At 63.4% G+C, this 16,544-nt stretch carries 16 protein-coding genes; 8 read left to right on the top strand and 8 right to left on the bottom strand.

Features of this window, described 5'->3' with window-relative positions:
- From EU811_RS12350 to EU811_RS12335, 4 genes are all read right to left on the bottom strand, one after another.
- Positions 1 to 1,321, bottom strand: a 1,321-nt coding sequence (locus tag EU811_RS12350) for an L-aspartate oxidase (RefSeq protein ID WP_142938702.1), incomplete at its 3' end; no start/stop codon positions are given.
- A gap of 72 nt (positions 1,322 to 1,393) precedes the next feature.
- A complete protein-coding gene (gene nadA / locus EU811_RS12345; protein WP_142938701.1) occupies positions 1,394 to 2,701 on the bottom strand; it encodes a quinolinate synthase NadA in 1,308 nt (435 codons plus the stop codon).
- Entirely contained in the window at positions 2,698 to 3,417 is a 720-nt protein-coding gene (locus tag EU811_RS12340; protein ID WP_142938700.1) for an NUDIX hydrolase, read from the bottom strand. Before EU811_RS12340 ends, nadA begins: the two co-directional genes overlap by 4 nt.
- Before the next feature lie 110 nt (positions 3,418 to 3,527).
- Positions 3,528 to 4,001 carry an Lrp/AsnC family transcriptional regulator gene (locus tag EU811_RS12335; protein ID WP_014922130.1) on the bottom strand — a complete coding sequence of 158 codons (474 nt, stop codon included), beginning with the start codon at positions 3,999 to 4,001 and terminating at the stop codon, positions 3,528 to 3,530.
- 174 nt (positions 4,002 to 4,175) lie between these two features.
- Here EU811_RS12335 and EU811_RS12330 point away from each other — a divergent pair, with 174 nt between their 5' ends.
- From EU811_RS12330 to EU811_RS12310, 5 genes are all read left to right on the top strand, one after another.
- Entirely contained in the window at positions 4,176 to 5,561 is a 1,386-nt protein-coding gene (locus EU811_RS12330) for an amino acid permease (protein WP_142938699.1), read from the top strand.
- Between the two features lie 138 nt (positions 5,562 to 5,699).
- On the top strand, positions 5,700 to 6,752 hold the full coding sequence (locus EU811_RS12325; RefSeq protein WP_142938698.1) for a thiamine pyrophosphate-dependent enzyme: 1,053 nt from the start codon (positions 5,700 to 5,702) through the stop codon (positions 6,750 to 6,752).
- Complete coding sequence (locus EU811_RS12320) at positions 6,745 to 7,818, top strand: alpha-ketoacid dehydrogenase subunit beta (protein WP_142938697.1); 1,074 nt, start codon at positions 6,745 to 6,747, stop codon at positions 7,816 to 7,818. Before EU811_RS12325 ends, EU811_RS12320 begins: the two co-directional genes overlap by 8 nt.
- The gene (locus tag EU811_RS12315; RefSeq protein WP_014922133.1) at positions 7,811 to 8,140 is read left to right on the top strand and encodes a biotin/lipoyl-containing protein; all 330 of its coding nucleotides are present in this window, start codon (positions 7,811 to 7,813) and stop codon (positions 8,138 to 8,140) included. The genes EU811_RS12320 and EU811_RS12315 overlap by 8 nt, the downstream gene beginning before the upstream one ends.
- 4 nt (positions 8,141 to 8,144) lie before the next feature.
- Positions 8,145 to 8,972, top strand: coding sequence for an alpha/beta fold hydrolase (locus EU811_RS12310; RefSeq protein WP_142938696.1), 828 nt, complete (start codon positions 8,145 to 8,147; stop codon positions 8,970 to 8,972).
- 3 nt (positions 8,973 to 8,975) lie between these two features.
- On the opposite strand, the gene EU811_RS12305 is transcribed toward EU811_RS12310, so the two are convergent.
- Positions 8,976 to 9,389, bottom strand: coding sequence for a MarR family transcriptional regulator (locus tag EU811_RS12305; protein ID WP_142938695.1), 414 nt, complete (start codon positions 9,387 to 9,389; stop codon positions 8,976 to 8,978).
- A 71-nt stretch (positions 9,390 to 9,460) separates the two neighbouring features.
- Here EU811_RS12305 and EU811_RS12300 point away from each other — a divergent pair, with 71 nt between their 5' ends.
- The gene (locus EU811_RS12300) at positions 9,461 to 10,144 is read left to right on the top strand and encodes a phosphoribosyltransferase (protein ID WP_142938694.1); all 684 of its coding nucleotides are present in this window, start codon (positions 9,461 to 9,463) and stop codon (positions 10,142 to 10,144) included.
- Positions 10,145 to 10,216: 72 nt separating this feature from the next.
- On the opposite strand, the gene EU811_RS12295 is transcribed toward EU811_RS12300, so the two are convergent.
- A complete protein-coding gene (locus EU811_RS12295) occupies positions 10,217 to 11,551 on the bottom strand; it encodes an MFS transporter (RefSeq protein WP_142938693.1) in 1,335 nt (444 codons plus the stop codon).
- Between the two features lie 129 nt (positions 11,552 to 11,680).
- On the opposite strand from EU811_RS12295, the gene EU811_RS12290 reads away from it, so the two are divergent.
- Positions 11,681 to 12,427: an IclR family transcriptional regulator gene (locus EU811_RS12290; protein WP_142938706.1), complete on the top strand. Its 747-nt coding sequence runs from the start codon at positions 11,681 to 11,683 to the stop codon at positions 12,425 to 12,427.
- Between the two features lie 7 nt (positions 12,428 to 12,434).
- Here the strand turns inward: EU811_RS12290 and EU811_RS12285 are convergent, their stop codons facing one another.
- Positions 12,435 to 13,910 (bottom strand): APC family permease, encoded by a 1,476-nt coding sequence (locus EU811_RS12285; protein ID WP_142938692.1) that lies wholly within the window; start codon positions 13,908 to 13,910, stop codon positions 12,435 to 12,437.
- A 235-nt stretch (positions 13,911 to 14,145) separates the two neighbouring features.
- Here EU811_RS12285 and EU811_RS12280 point away from each other — a divergent pair, with 235 nt between their 5' ends.
- Positions 14,146 to 15,120, top strand: coding sequence for an AraC-like ligand-binding domain-containing protein (locus tag EU811_RS12280; RefSeq protein WP_142938691.1), 975 nt, complete (start codon positions 14,146 to 14,148; stop codon positions 15,118 to 15,120).
- Between the two features lie 3 nt (positions 15,121 to 15,123).
- Here the strand turns inward: EU811_RS12280 and EU811_RS12275 are convergent, their stop codons facing one another.
- A complete protein-coding gene (locus tag EU811_RS12275) occupies positions 15,124 to 16,503 on the bottom strand; it encodes an MFS transporter (protein ID WP_142938690.1) in 1,380 nt (459 codons plus the stop codon).
- Positions 16,504 to 16,544 lie beyond the last annotated feature (41 nt).

Raw genomic sequence — 16,544 nt, 5'->3', positions numbered from 1 at the left:
GTGACCGCGACGCCGCAGGCCCCTTGGCGCCTGCGGCGTCGCGGTCACCAACGAGGAACGCTTCAACAGCCCGCCGCCCGAACACGAGGCCCTCGAGCAGGGAGTTGCTGGCCAGCCGGTTGGCACCTTGCACCCCGGTACACGCCACTTCGCCGGCGGCCAGTAGCCCGGGAACAGAGGTGCGGCCGTAAAGGTCGGTGACCACGCCGCCCATCCAGTAGTGGGCCGCGGGTGCTACAGGAACAAGCTCGGTGGTCCAGTCAACGCCGGCTTGGCGGGTGCGTTTGCTGAGGGTGGGGAAACGTTTGGCCAGGAAGCCTTTTCCTCGGCTTTCCTCAATCACGGTGGCGTCCAGGAACACGTGGCCGTTGGGGTCGCCGAGTTTTGTGAGGTGAAGGGCGATGCTGCGGGAGACGACGTCCCTGGGTGCGAGTTCGGCATCAGGGTGGTAGTCGGGCATGAAGCGGTGACCGGTGGCATCTACCAGGATGGCGCCCTCGCCCCGTACCGCTTCGGAGATGAGCAGGGGGTCGTTGTTGCCTTCTGCTTCCCGTGCCTCAGTCGGGAGAACCATGCACGTTGGGTGGAATTGAAAGAACTCAAGGTCTGCCACGGCCGCCCCAACACGCCACGCCAGTGCCAGGCCATCCGCTGTTGCCACTGAGGGATTGGTGGTTTGGGCGAACAGCTGGCCGGCTCCCCCGGTGGCGAGCAACACAGAGTCGCCGTGGACGCCGAGGTGGCGGCCATCGTGGAGGAAGTTCGCTCCCACTACACGGCCGCCGCCCGGTCCCCCCAAGGAGAGCGATGTCACGTGGGCGTGCCCTATGACCTGGATCTTTCCTGCGGCTTGGAAGTCCAGCACGGTTTTGATCAGCGCGGCCGCCACTCCGGCTCCTGTAGCGTCGCCACCGGCGTGGAGGATGCGGGGAGCTGAGTGGGCGGCTTCGAGACCCAGTGCGGGATCGCCGTCGTCGTCAAGGTCGAAGTGGACGCCGAAACGTGCCAGTCCTGCGATGTCCAACCGGGCCTCAGTGCACAGCACCCGTGCTGCTTCTTCATTGCAGTGGCCGGCCCCGGCTTTGAGTGTGTCGGCGATGTGGGCTGCCACAGTATCGCCGGGGGCCGGCTCGTCCAGCACAGCGGAAATCCCGCCTTGGGCGTAGTAGGTGTTGCTGTCTGCGAGCGCACCTTTGGTCAGCAGCACCACTTCCGCGCCGGCATCGGCAGCAAGAAGGGCTGAGTACAGACCTGCGATGCCGCTTCCGACGACGACCAGCCTTTGGGAGGCGGCCCCGCCGGTAAGGCTCTCTGTAGTCATATGAGGCTCGATTCGGCTAGTCGGGTCTTGATGCGCCCGGACGGTGATGCCGGCTTTGTGGTGCCGTCGGTTTTAGGCAGGTTTGGCTGCCAGCATGCGTTCGAGCGCAATTTTGGCGTTGTCCTGCACGGAGTCGTCAACGGTGATGCGGTTGACGATGCGTCCTTCCACGAGTTCCTCCAGGACCCAGGCGAGGTATCCGGGGTGGATGCGGTACATGGTGGAGCAGGGGCAAATGACGGGATCGAGGCAGAAAATGGTGTGCTGCGGATATTCGGCGGCGAGCCTGTTCACCATGTTGATCTCGGTGCCGATCGCGAACGTGGTGGATTCGGTGGCGGCGGCGATGGCCTTCTTGATGAAGTCGGTGGATCCTGCGGAGTCTGCGGCGTCCACTACTTCCATGGGGCATTCGGGGTGGACAATCACGTTGACGCCCGGGAAGTCCTGCCGGGCTTTCTCGATCTGGCCCACGTTGAAGCGCTTGTGGACTGAGCAGAAGCCGTGCCAGAGGATGACCCGGGAGTCCTGTAGTACCTGTTCGTCATTGCCGCCAAGTTCCTTGCGCGGGTTCCACATGGGCATCTGCTCAAGCGGGACGCCCAGTGCCTTGGCGGTGTTGCGGCCCAGGTGTTGATCGGGGAAGAACAGAACGCGCTGACCGCGTTCGAACGCCCATTCCAGAACCACTTTGGCGTTGGACGAGGTGCAGACGATCCCACCGTTGCGGCCACAGAACGCCTTGAGTGCTGCAGAGGAGTTCATGTAGGTGACAGGGATGACGGGTACCCGGCCGGAGGCATCCGGGTCCGTGCCGAAGATTTCTTCAAGCTGCTCCCAGCATTCCTCCACGGAGTCTTCATCTGCCATGTCAGCCATGGAGCATCCCGCGGCAAGGTTTGGCAGGATGACGGCCTGTTCGGGCGTGGAGAGGATGTCCGCTGTCTCGGCCATGAAGTGCACACCGCAGAAGATGATCGCTTCGGCGTCGGGCTTGGTCAGGGCAGCGTTGGCGAGCTGGAAGGAATCGCCCACGAAGTCCGCGTACTGGATGACTTCGTCACGCTGGTAGAAGTGGCCCAGGATGACGGCCCGGTCCCCGAGTGTCGCTTTGGCGGCCCGGATGCGGGCGTCAAGTTCGGCGTCGGTGGCTTTTTTGTACTCATCGGGCAGCTGGCCCTGGCGCGGTGTGGCTTTGGGAGCGACATCCTCGCTGGAAGCACCCGGGCCATAAGCAGGTTCGCCGGCAAGTGCTTCGGCGAGGTCGTACTCCCATGGGCCCCTGGCCAAGGCCGGGCTGCACGTGGCCCCTGCGCGGGAGAGGCCTTTCTCGGCTTCTTCGCGAGTGATCAGCTGGACGGCAGTGTTAACGCTGCTCATGGTGTACTCCTGTTATCTGGCCCGAGGCCGGGCGTGCCGGTGAAGCGGTAGAGGCGTGGCGGGCGGTGTTTTCCGCCTTGAAGGTATTCACCGGTTTCTTCGATTTCCGGTGTTGCCTTGACGTGCCTGCGAAAGTTAGCGGGATCGAGCTGGCGGTCCAGCACGGCCTCGTAGACTTCGCGGACCTGGGCGAGGGTGAAAAACTCTCCCAGCAGGTGGTAGGCGATGGTCCCGTAGGCCATCTTGTTGCGCAGCCGCCACAGGGCGTAGTCCACGATTGCGTTGTGGTCGAAGGCCAGTTCGGCGAGCTTGTCTGCCCGGAACCAGCGCACATTCTCGGACTCGTCAGCGAGGGCAGCTTCAGTGGGTTGCACCAGTGCCCAGTACACGATGGAGACCACTCTTTGGGTGGGCGATCTATGGAGGCCGCCGAAAGCGTAGAGCTGCTCAAGGTAGTGAGGGGCCAGGCCGGTGGTTTCGCGGAGGTTCCGTGAAGCCGCATCCTGGAGGGATTCGTCGTGGGCCAACGGTCCACCCGGGAGCGCCCACATGTCTTTGTAAGGCTCACGGATACGCCGTACCAACGGCAACCACAGGGTTGGGCGCCCGGATGTCTCGCTGGGGCGGAGGGCGAAAATCACCGTTGAAATAGCCAGCGACGGCGGTGCAAGCCGCCGCTCGGCAACGTTGGCTGAGTTGGTGTTCACGGCGTTCACCTCGCTTCATCGCCGTCCGAAACGCTCCCCGGTCAGTGAAGCGCTAGTTAAAGTCATGTTGACTAAAACTAATGGTACGGCTCGATCGACGCGGAGCAAAATGCTTTACGTCACACTGGCTTGGCGGCAGCTTCCATCAGCGGGAGCGTGCGGCCCTGGATGTGGCTGTTCAGGACGATGACCGACGAACACCGGACCACGGACTTGGTGGCGATCATGGCATCAAGGACGCGTTGCATATCAGGGTTGGACCGCGCGGCGATCCGCACCATCAGGTCCGAATTTCCAGTGACAGTATGAACCTCGATAATTTCCGGGATGGCACTGAGGCTTTCGATGATGGCATCGTGGCCGATTTCCTGGGTGATGGTCACCGAGCAGAACGCCACCACCGGAAAGCCGAAGTTGGCGGGATCAGGCTGGGGAACCCAGGAACCGATGACCCCGTTTTCAATCATTCTGTCTATCCGGGACTGCACCGTCGCCCTGGCAACCCTGAGCACGCGGGAAGCTTCCAGCACTGAAGATCGCGGTGAATCAGTGAAGAAACGTACAATTTTTGCATCAAGCGCATCCACCAGCATCAAAGTTCCTGTCCCCGGGGTAACTTACCCATCACATCGCTACAGCAAAAAGTGATGTATCTTACAAACTGCGAGAATTATTCCACGGCTCTTGCTGCGTCGTCGACGCCCGCGTGCCAAACCCATGAGGCCAGCACGCCAAACCAGCATGTAATCCATAGAAGGTAGACACGTATGACAACGAAGTCCATCGCGGCTCCTGCGCCAACATCCGGCCTCGGCCATTCGCTCAAGCCGCGCCAGCTCACCATGATGGGGCTAGGCAGCGCGATCGGCGCGGGCCTCTTCCTCGGCTCGGGGGCGGGCGTTCAGGCGGCCGGTCCGGCAGTCCTTATTTCCTACCTCGTCGCCGGTACGCTGATCATCCTGGTCATGTGGGCCCTTGGCGAGATGGCGGCAGCCAACCCGAACAGCGGCGCGTTCTCCGTTTACGCGGAGAAAGCCATGGGCAAGACCGCCGGCGGAACCATCGGCTGGTTGTGGTGGTTGCAGCTAGTAGTGGTCATTGCAGCCGAAGCCATCGGAGCAGCCGGTCTGCTGTTCTCGATCTGGCCCGTCATCCCCGTCTGGGTCCTGGCGCTGGTCTTCATGGTGGTCTTCACGGGCATCAACCTTGTGGGCGTCCGCAACTTTGGTGAGTTCGAGTTCTGGTTCGCCATCCTCAAGGTCGCAGCGATCGTGATCTTCCTACTGATCGGCGCAGCCCTGCTCTTGGGTTGGCTGCCTAACGTGCCCTCCCCCGGGTTCTCAGCGTTCAGCGACTTTGCCCCCAACGGCATCGGCGGCATCGCGGCCGCCTTGTTCGTCGTGATCTTCGCCTTCGGTGGAACCGAGATCGTCAGCGTCGCCGCCGCCGAAACCGAGAACCCCGCCCACAGCGTAGGCAAGGCCATCCGTACAGTTGTTTGGCGCATCCTGGTCTTCTACATCGGCTCGGTGTTCGTGATCGCAGCCGTCCTTCCGGTGGGATCGGAAGGATTGAAGTCCCCATTCGCCGGAGTTCTGGACCTTGCAGGAATCCCCGGCGCCGGAGCGGCCATCACCCTGGTAGCCGTCGTCGCCCTGCTGTCCGCCCTCAACGCCAACCTCTACGGCGCCTCCCGCATGATTTTCTCCCTCTCAGAGCGCGGCGAAGCTCCACGCTTCCTGTCCCGCCTGAGCGGTTCAAAGGTTCCCGTCGCCGCAGTCGGCATCTCAGTTGCCTTCGGCTTCATCGCCACGGTCCTTGAGTTGCTGTTTCCGGAGAAGATCCTGCCGGCTCTGCTGAACCTTGTGGGATCCACATGCCTCGTGGTGTGGGGCACCGCACTGGTCTCGCAGTTCATCCTTCGCCGCAGGGCTGACCGGGACGGCACCGAGCTGCCGCTGCGCATGAAGGGATTCCCCTTCCTCACCATCGTGGGCCTTGTCCTGTTGGGCCTCATCCTGGTGGTGGGCTTCGCCAACCCGGAAAGCGCCGGGCAGCTGATCGGAACGTTCATCCTGATCATGGTCATCGCCGCCGGCTGCTTCCTCAACGCCAGGGCCAAGGCTGGCAGGCAGACCACGCCGGTCGAGTAGCCAGCTGCTCATCATCATCAGGAAGCCCTGCACAGTTTGTACTGTGTAGGGCTTCTTTGTGTGCCCAAAATGTACAAAGTGTGCCGCTAGAACTGCACTGATTGCGCACAGGCGTAATGGGTGACTAGGGTCACAGCCATGACTACCAAAGCCGTGCTGGCCGCCGTCGATGATGACGCGGCCCCGCTCACCCACCATCAACTCCGTGAGCTGTACACCCTGATGGCAGCCGTCCGGCATCTGGACACCTCAGCCGTCGCCTGGCAGCGCCAAGGCATCATCCCGGGATACGCCCCGGAGCTCGGCCAGGAGGCCGCCCAGGTAGGCAGCGGCTACGCCGTTGACCGGACCCGTGACTTCGTCTTCCCCACCTACCGTGAGATGGGCGTTGCCCGGGCGATGGGCCTGGACATGGTGGGCTACATGTCCACCCATAAGGCCACGTGGCACGGTGGTATGTACAACCCGTTGGAATCCAGGTTCGCACCCATTCAGGCCGTGGTTGCGGGCTCGGTCCTGCACGCTGTCGGCTGGGCCCATGGCCAAACCCTTTCCGGCCACGCGGAGGGTGAAACGGGCGTTGCCATGACGTACTTCGGCGACGGCGCCTCCTCACAGGGCGACGTCCACGAAGCCATGAACTTCGCGGCAGTCATGAAGGCTCCCGTGGTGTTCTTCATCCAGAACAACGGCTGGGCCATCTCCGTCCCCACGGAACGCCAGGTAGCCGGCGGATCGGTCGCGGCTCGCGCTGCCGGGTACGGAATCCCGTCCCTGCAGGTGGACGGAAATGACGTGGTAGCTGTTTTCGAAGCCACTCGTTCCGCTTTAGCGCACTGCCGCGCCGGCAACGGACCCGTGGTGATTGAAGCCATGACCTACCGCCGCGGGCCGCACTCCACCGCCGACGATCCCGGCCGCTACCGCACGCTGGATGAGGAACGCCTCGACGCCGGCGAGGATCCGCTGGAGCGCTTCAGGCAGCGGCTGCTCGACGAAGGGGTTGCAGACGAGGCCTTCTTCGCCGAAGCGCAGCGGAAGGCCGAAGAAGAAGAGGAAGCCATCCGTACCGGCATCGAGGACCTGGGCCCCCGCCCCGGCGCCGAAATGTTCGGCCTGGTCTTCCAGGAACCAACGCCCGCCCTTCAATCCCAGGCCACCGCGTGGCGCGAGGAGTCCGAACATGTCTGAGACCATGACTGCCTTGCCAGGCATTGAAGCTGCCGCAGCTGGCGTTCAGCAACTGTCCATGCAGCAAGCACTCAACCGTGCCCTGGACGAGATCCTGGCCGAGAACCCCAAGGCGGTCATCTTTGGCGAGGACTGCGGCCGGCTGGGCGGCGTCTTCCGCATCACCGACGGCCTCCAGGCAAAGCACGGCGAGGACCGTGTCTTTGACACCCCGCTTGCCGAATCCGGCATCCTCGGAATGTCCGTGGGCCTGGCCGTGGCAGGCTTCCACCCCATCCCCGAAGTCCAGTTCGACGGCTTCGCGTATCCGGCCATCAACCAGATCGTCTGCCAGATCGCACGGATGAACTACCGCAGCCGCGGGACCCTGCCCATGCCCATCACCCTGCGCGTGCCCAGCTTTGGCGGTATCCGTGCACCCGAGCACCACGGAGAGTCCTTGGAGGCGCTCTTCGCCCACGTTCCGGGGCTCAAAGTGGTATCACCGTCCACCCCGAACGATGCCTACCACCTGCTCAAGTACGCGGCAGCTCGACCGGACCCGGTCATTTTCATGGAACCGAAGTCCCGCTATTGGCAGAAGGGACCGGTGGACCTCACCTCGGTGGATGCGGCCACTGCAGCGCACGACGGCGGAGCGGACAACGGCAGCAACCTCACCGGCGCCCGCGTGGCGAGGGAAGGCAGGCACCTGACCCTCGTGGCGTGGGGCGCCATGGTGGCCCGTTGCCTGCAGGTTGCCGAACTGGCGGCCGAAGACGGCATCGACGTCGAGGTCCTGGACCTTCGCTGGCTGAAACCGATCGACGCGGAAGCGTTGGCGACCTCCGTCGGGAAGACGCGCCGCGCCGTCGTCGTCCATGAAGCGCCGCTGACCTCAGGCCTGGGCGCCGAAGTGGCCCAACTCATCACGCAGAGCTGTTTCGCGACGCTCAAAGCGCCGGTGGAACGCGTGACGGGCTTCGACGTGCCCTATCCCTCCGGAGACCTGGAAGACGAATACATCCCCAACATCGACCGCATCCTCTTTGGGATCCAACGCGTACTGGAGTACCGCCGTGGCTGAAATTTCCTTCCCCCTTCCGGACCTCGGCGAGGGCTTGATTGAGGCAACAGTGCTGGACTGGCTCGTGGAGCCCGGTCAGCAGGTGGAACGCAACCAGGCGATCGTGGAGTTGGAAACCACCAAGTCGGCCCTCGAATTGCCCAGCCCGCAGGCGGGTAAAGTGGTGCGTATTCACGGAGCGCCCGGTGACACGATCAACGTTGGCGAGCCGCTGATCGTGTTCGAGGTTCCGGATGACACTGCCGGGATCGTGGGCACTGTTCCGAAGGACGAAGCACCCAAGCGCCGGGTCCGCCTGAGCGCCGTACTGGATGAGGACTGACGTGATGACCGGAAGGCACACCATGGAACAGCACGGGCACACAGTGGAGGGCACCGACCCCGGACTGTTCGTGGAAGTCCATGAGCCGACTACCGACGCCGGGCTGCGCCCCGTCCTGCTGATCCATGGCTTCTCTTCCTCCACGAAACTGAACTGGGTGGACAGCGGTTGGATCACCACGCTTCAGGACGCAGGGCGCCGGGTCATCACCGTAGACCTGCCCGGTCACGGCCGGAGCCACTCCCCTGAGGACCTGGATTCGTACACGCCCAGCCGCATCCGCGCCGACCTTCTCCAAATAGTGACCGACGCCGGCGCCCGGCCCCTGCGCGAAGGCGATCCTTCCACGGGACTGGACGTCATTGGCTACTCGCTCGGTTCCAGGCTGGCGTGGGAGTTCGGCGCCACCCAGCCGGACCTCGTTCACCGCATCGTCCTGGGCGGGCCGAGCTCGGCGGATCCGTTGGCAGCTTTCGACCTCGTGGCCGCGCAGCGGCATCTGGCCGACGGTACACCCATCGAGGACGGGTCCACGGCAGGCCTGCTGAAGATGGCCCAAATGCTTCCAAGCAACAACCTGTTTGCCATGTTGTCGCTCATCGAAGCCATCAAGGGCGAACCTTTCGATCCTGCAGAGGCCGCCCCTCACATGCCACTGCTGCTCGTGGCAGGAGAGAAAGACGAACGGGCAGCCACCATGCCGGAGCTGGCCTCCATTGCCGGCAAGCGTGGCGGCATGGTGGAGACCCTGGTGATCCCGGGACGCACCCACACCAATGTCATTACTAGCCGGGCTTTCAAGGAAGCTGCGGTCGAGTTCCTCGGCGTGTAGGTCTCAGCGGGCCAGTCGCTCCGCGTTCAGGCTCATGCGCTCCAACACGCTCAGGGCCATCGCGTACTCGTCAATGCCTATGCCCATGGACAGGTCCTGACGCGCATCTTCCACCAAGCGCTGGGCCTCGTGGTATTTCTCGCGGCCCCGGTCGCTCAGCGCCAGCCTGTCGTCGATCATGATGATCATTCCCCGCCCCACCAAGGCCGCAAGTTCGCGTTCGCGCAGCCGGGAATCGCCGCCCCACAGCGGCTGCAGGATGTCCTCCAATCGATCCGGCCGCATGGCACCCTCCGATAGCGTGCCCAAGGTGTGCCATTGGCGCCGGGTGAGTTTGATCCTGGCCAGGGTGGCGTCCAGCTGTATTTCCAGTGCGGCGTCGAGCCTCTTGATCCAATATCCGATGGGCTTGTTCACAAGGCCATGCTTTCAGTGGGCGCGCCACCGGGCAAGGTGTGGACTGTAGGCTTGGGAGTGCAACGAATTACGTGGAAGTGGAGCAGATGGGCATGCGTTTCAAGGACCGCGCGGAAGCCGGTCGACGCCTGGCTGAAGCACTCCCCCAACTGAGGGAACGGCCAGACACCATCGTCCTGGGCCTGGCCCGTGGTGGAGTCCCGGTAGCCGCAGCCGCGGCCGCAGAACTGTACCTGCCGTTTGGCGCCGTGCTGGTCCGAAAATTGGGGATCCCCGGCCGTGACGAGACCGCTTTCGGGGCGCTGGCGTGGTCGCAGGGCGACGTCCTGCGAATGGTCAACAGGCCCCTGAAGGAGCTCATTCTCGCGCACGGAATCTCCCAGTCCGCTTTGGATGCCGTGGAAACCCATGAACGTTCCGAACTCATCCGCCGTGCCCACAAATACCCCGGCATCGAGCACGATCTTCGCGGAAAAACAGTGGTGTTGGCCGACGACGGACTGGCCACCGGCGCCACCATGCGGGCAGCCGTGGAGGCCGTCCGGGCCGGCGGGGCCGGCACCGTCATCGCTGCAGTGCCGGTCGCCTCCCTGGAGGCCTCAACCTCCTTGGCCCGGGTCTGCGACGTTGTGATCGCGTTGCACACGCCCGGCAAGTTCCATGCAGTTGGCGCATTTTATGAACGCTTCGAGCAATTGTCCGACGCCGACGTCGTAGGCCAGTTGGAAGGTGCCGGTGCCAGCGGCCGTAAGTAGCCGCCGTCGTGGTCTGAACGCAAAGACGGGCGCGGTCCCTGTGGACCACACCCGTCTTTTGTTTGCCATTTGTTAGTGGTGGACGCTGTACCCCAGCGGACGGCCACGGGTTTCCTTGGCCAAAATCACGCCAATTGCGGAGATCACGCAGAGAACCATGATGTAGATGCCCACCGATCCGGACCACTTGGTGGTATCCAGGAGAGCTTGGGCAATGAGCGGAGCGAAAGCGCCGCCCAGGATTGCACCGAGCGCGTAGCCGATGGAAATTCCCGAGTACCGGACCTGGGCCGGGAACATCTCCGCATACATGGCGGACATTGGACCGTAGGACAGACCCAGTCCGATAGTGAGGACGAACAGTGCAGTTCCGTAAAGCACGATGTCCTTGGAATCGATCAGCACAAACATGGGAATCATCCACGCGAAGACCAGGCCATAACCGATCAGGAACGTCTTGACGCGACCAATCTTGTCCGACAACCAACCGCCCACCATGGTGAAGATGAGCCACCCGAAGGACGCAATGGTGGTGGCCAGCAAGACCTGAGGCGTAGGCATCTTCAAGGTACGTGTGGCGTAGGAGATGAAGAAGGCGATCAGCAGGTAGCCGGCAGCGTTGTTGGCGATGAAGATCAAGGCAGCAAGAACAACTTCTTTCTTGTTCTTACGGAACAGTTCACCCAGGGGCGCCTTGCTTTCAGCCTTGCGCTGGGCGATCTCCTTGAAGACGGGGCTCTCACCAACGGCGCGACGGATCAGGTATCCCACCACGATGAGGACCACGGACAGCAGGAACGGCACACGCCATCCCCAAGAGGCAAAGTCTTCCTTGGACATCCCCGACTGCAGCAGGAACAACAGCCCCGTGGCCAGGATCATGCCGATCGGAACACCGATCTGCGGGTAGGCGCCGAAAAGCCCGCGCTTCTTCAGAGGTGCATGCTCCACGGCCATCAGTGCAGCGCCGCCCCATTCCCCACCGGCCGAGAATCCCTGGACAACGCGCAGGGTGATCAGCAGGACGGGGGCCCAAAGGCCAATAGTGGCGTAGGTGGGCAGTAGGCCGATCAGCGCAGTGGCAGCACCCATCATCACCAGCGTCATGACAAGCACAGCCTTGCGGCCCATCCTGTCGCCGAGGTGTCCGGCCACAAAGGCCCCGAGGGGACGGAACAGGAAGCTGATGCCGATCGTGGCGAAAGACAGGAGCTGGGCTACTCCCGGGTTGGACTTCTCCAAGGGAGAAAGGAACAACGGCGCCAACAGGGTGGCGGTGAGCTGGGCGAAAATGAAGAAGTCGTACCACTCAATGGTGGTGCCCACCAACGTCCCGGCCAGTACCCTGCGCTCCTCGCGCTTGCTGCTGGGTCCTGACGGAGAGTCGACAGTGGAAGTTGCGGTCATTGGAACTCCATGGGGTGAGAGTGACTGGTCGGCGCTTGACTTGCATTAACCGACAGAACGGTCAGTTAGGAAAGAATACTACAACCTGTGAGCCAAAGCACAGACCCCTGCGGCGTGGGCCACCATAGAATGGTTCGCATGAACCCCCGCAGCGACGTCAAGGGCCCAACGGAAGCACCAACGCAAGCTCCGCCGTCGCAAACCCTCTCACGCGGAATCCGCGCGCTGGAGATTCTGGCGGCCGCCGAAAGGCCCCTCAGCATCGCCGAACTCACCGAGGCCCTTGGCGTACACCGTTCCGTGGCCTACCGGATCCTACGGACGCTGGAAGACCACTCGCTGCTGGTGCGCGACGACTCCGGGCGCGTTCAACCCGGCCCGGGCCTGTCCGTCCTGGCCCGCGGTGTTTCAAGAAGCCTGCAAACTGCGGCGCTGCCCGAGCTCACCCAACTTGCCAACACGCTGCATATGACCGCCTTCGTCGCAGTGTGGGACCACCAGGAGTGTGTCAACCTTGTCACCGTTGAACCGCGGCACTCCGGCGCCGCCCTGGCCCAGCACCCGGGCAACCGCCACCCCATCGCCACCGGCGCCCCCGGGATCGCCATCCAATCAACCATGACCGAAGAGCGCTGGCAGCAGGTAGGCGCTCCGAACCCCTACCGCGCCGAAGCCCACGAAGCCCGCCGCCTGGGGTACGCCACCAGCCACGACGAAGTCATTGCAGGATTGTCCTCCATTGCCGCCCCCATTAGGGTCCCGGGCGGGCGGCCGGCAGCGATCGCCGTCGTCTATATCCGCTTGGATCAGGACCCCGACGAAGTCGGCAAAGCGCTCGCTGACAGCGCTGCCCGAATCGAAAGCCAGCTGGCCTGACGCTGCGTTAGCCCTCCGAGCCATGGCCGATCCGGGCGTAGACGTCAGGCTGCGAGCGCCGGAGCCGCAATCCCCACATGACGCCAACCAGCCCAGGCAGCAGCACCAGCATCGGGAGGACGAACGTCGCCGCCGTTGACTCGGCCTGCCCCAGCAAGACGTTGAAGTTGGCCATGATGAGCACAAAGACGATAGCCAGAAGCACGAACCCCAGGCCGGGAGCGATCACCCTGACCCACAGGCCCGCCCCGTGCTGCTGCCGGCGGAAGAACCCGATCACCGCCACGGACACTACGGTCATGAGCAGCACGAGCCCCATGGCGCCGCTGTTGGTGAGCCATGTGAACATGGTCAGCACGGGGTACAGCTCGCCCAGTTCGGAACCCGCACCGGCAATGGCAAAGGCGACGGTTACGACGACGGCAATCACCGTCTGCGCCAGCGAACCGGCGAACGGCGCCCCGCTTTCGGTCCGCACCTTCGCCAGCGCAGACGGCAGGACACGCTCGCGACCCAGGGAGAAAAAATAGCGGGCCACCGCGTTGTGGAAGCTAACGAGTGCGGCGAAGAGGCTGGTGACAAAGAGGACCTGGGCGATGTCGCTGAGCAACACGCCACCGTGGTCGCCCAGGAAGGCGAAGATCATGTCCGGGCCATTGGTGGTGGCAGTCTCAATCACGGCGGACGGTCCCGTTCCCACAGTCATGGCCCAGGCAGAGACTGCATAGAAGACAGCGATGATGCCAACCGCAGCAAACGTTGCCCTTGCGACCGTGCGTTGTGGGTCCTTGGACTCTTCACCATAAATGGCGGCGGATTCGAATCCCATGAAAGCGGCGATGCCGAAGGAGAGTACCGCTCCGATACCGGGAACGAACAGGCTTTCGGGGCTTAGAGTTGCAGCGCTGATACCTTCTGGAGCCACCGCGAGGCTGATGACGTCGTACACAATGACCACCAGGAACTCCAGTGCCACCAGGACGCCAAGGACTTTAGCGGACAGGTCCACCCTGTTCACCCCCAGCCATCCGACGATCGCGATGCACACCAGCACGGGGAGCCACCACGGCATGCTGATACCAAGGCGGGCGGACAGCAGTGACGAGACCGTAAAGCCGAACAGCCCGTAGATGCCCACTTGCATCAGGTTGTATGCCATGAGGGCGATCAGTGACGCGCCCACCCCGGCTGGTCTTGAGATGCCCTGCGCAATGTATGCGTAAAACGCTCCTGCGTTGGTGACGTGCCGGCTCATGGCGGCGTATCCCACGGCGAAAAGCGCCAGAATTGCACCAAGGATCAAGAATGACAACGGCACGCCGGTGACCCCGGTGACCGCGAAAGTGGTGGTCACGCCGCCCGCCAGCACGGTCAGCGGCGCCGAGGCCGCGATAATCATGAAGGTTACTGCCGGTACGCCGAGCCGACCCTTGGTGCTTACGGCTCCGGGGGCGCTGCCCTTGACGGGGTTGTCCACGCTCATAGTGTGCTCCTGCCTCGGTGCCGCTGGAGATTGCGCGGCACGGTGTGTGTCATTCCGCAATCTTCCACCGCAGCGGCGTCGCGTGACTTGTCTCACACGGCAGGGTGTTTGTCGCTGCACGCAAGCACGAGCCCACGCAGGCGCCGGTGTACAATCGTGGGCAAGCTCACGCCCGCAAACCCGGCATTCCCTGCCCCAGTGGCACCGGCGCCGCGGGCCACTGAAAAGGAGTTTGATGACCGTCGCGGCTGATATGGGCCCCGCAACTGTGGAAACCATTGTGGCGGAGTCGTTCCAGGAGTGGAGCAAAGCAATCTCCAGCTCTTTCGTGCCCCTGCTGGCTACGGGCCCCAACAGCTCTTCCTTCCCGGGCACTGACTTCCACGGCATGATGAGGGCACGAGTGCTGGGGCAGATCTCCGTGGTGGAGATTACAGCCGGGCCTCACACTGTGCTTCGCACGCCGGAGCTGATTGCCAAGTCCACGGGGCGCTTTTTCAAACTCAGCATCCAGCTCGGTGGATCGGGCCGCCTGGTTCAGGACGAGCGCGAGGCCGTGCTCCGCCCCGGGGACCTCTCCATCTACGACACCTCGCGTCCGTATCAATTAACCTTCGACGACGACTTCCGCACGTTGGTGCTCATGTTCCCGCACGTTTTGTTGGACTTGCCCGCCGAAGCCATGGGACATGTGACAGCCTTGCGAATTCCGGGCGATGAGGGCCTGGGCGAGCTCATCAGCCCCTTCCTGGTGAAACTGGCCGACAACCTTGAGGCCCTCTCCGGGGCCAATGGACTCCGGTTGGTCCACAACGCCCTGGACCTGGTCACTACGCTTTTCAACGGTGAGCTCGATCAACTGATCGAGACGGGCAGGGATCCGCATCTGCTGCTGCTTGGCCGCATTCACGACTACATCGAGGCCAACCTCGGTGATCCTGGACTCTCCCCCGGAAGCATTGCCGCGGCCCACTACATCTCAACGCGGCATCTGCACGACCTCTTCCAGGAAATCGGGACCACGGTAGCCTCCTCCATCAGGCAACGGCGACTGGAACGGTGCCGGCGGGACCTTAGAGATCCTGTGCTGGCCGATCGACCTGTAACAGCCATCGCGGCGCGGTGGGGGTTCACCGATGCCGCCCATTTCAGCCGCATCTTCCGCGCAGCTTTCGGGAACTCTCCCACCGGCTACCGCAGTGCCGCATAGCGGTTACCCCTGAGGTGGGCGCTTCATCACCAAGGATGTGAGGACACCCAGCAGCAACAGCCCCGCTGCAGCCGCCATCGAGACGACAAAGGCTGCGCCCGGCCCCTGCGTTTGCGCCAATTGCCCGGCCAGGTAGGAGCCCAACGCTGTTCCTGCCACGATTCCGCTGGCGAGCGCCGTCATCACAGTGGCCATGCGACCGGTTGGAGCCACCACGCCGCCGATGCTGAAGACGGTGACCATCACTGGCCCCACGGGGATTCCTAGTATCAGCAGGACAAAGATCATGGGCCAAATACCAGCAGGGAGAAGCAACAGGAGCGACAAAACGGACATCGCCAGCGCTGCGGCGACCCAGCGGGAAGCCAGACTGAACCGTTGCGGCCAGAAAGCTACAGACAGCGCCGCCACAGCTGAACTAAGCCCCATCACTGCATACAGCAGTCCGGCGATCTCGGCCGTAGCGTACTGCGCCGAGAAGGCACTCAGCGCGTTCTGGGTAGCTCCAAAGAACGTACCCATGCACACCATGGCCACCACGGGAACGGCCACCACGGCTCCGGCCCAACGATGACGCCGCTGCGCAGGGACTTGGGCGGAGTGCTCGCCGGTAGAGGCTTGTCCATTGGAAGGCGCGACGCCGGTACGCGGCTTGCGGGGTGCGGGCACCACCGCGTGTTGGCTTGGATGGACGGCGAAGGCCGGAACCAGGGTGATGGTCATGACAGCGGCCAAAGCGAGCGGCAACCAGGGTGCCACCAAGCTGGCAAGAACACCCACCAAGGCGGGGCCCAGGACAAAAGTGACCTCGTCAGCGGTGCCTTCATAGGACAGAGCGGTATCAAGGTCGGCCCGGTTGGCTGCTACGCTTCTGGCCCCGTTTGCTGCAGCCGGGGACAAATTACGGGTGGTCAGCGCCATCCACCGAACACGGGCCATGGGCCCCACCTGGGGACAACTGGCGCCAGCGAGAAAGGCCACAATGAGGACACCAGCCGCCTCGCCCACGGAACCGTAACCGGTAGTGAGGTACGCAGCAGCAAGGAGCCCCACTACAGCAAGGGTGTTGACCACTGCCGCCACAAGCAGCACGATCCGTTGCCCGGCCCTGTCGGCCAGGGAGCCCAGGACGGGAGCCCCCACCGCCGAGCCGATACCGACGGCTCCGGCTGCCATGCCGCCGATGGCGTAGGAGTGGCTGACGGCTGTGACCAAGGTCAGGGTGCCCACGGTCAGCATGGCCAAGGGTAGCCTGGCGAAGAGCCCCAAGGGCAGGAAACCAGGTCCCGCCAGTTCAGGCAGCCGAGCGAAACGGCCCGGCAGGCGGGAGGGGCGGGAGGGAGCCTGGGGTGCAGGCTGTGACGTTACAGAAGTTTTTTCCATCAATCCGGGTTCGCTAAAGGATGCGCATCGTCCCTCCTCCC

Origin of the sequence: Arthrobacter sp. TS-15 (assembly GCF_006964045.1) — a bacterium.
Taxonomy (GTDB): domain Bacteria; phylum Actinomycetota; class Actinomycetes; order Actinomycetales; family Micrococcaceae; genus Arthrobacter.
This window is presented reverse-complemented; position numbering and strand designations above follow the sequence as displayed.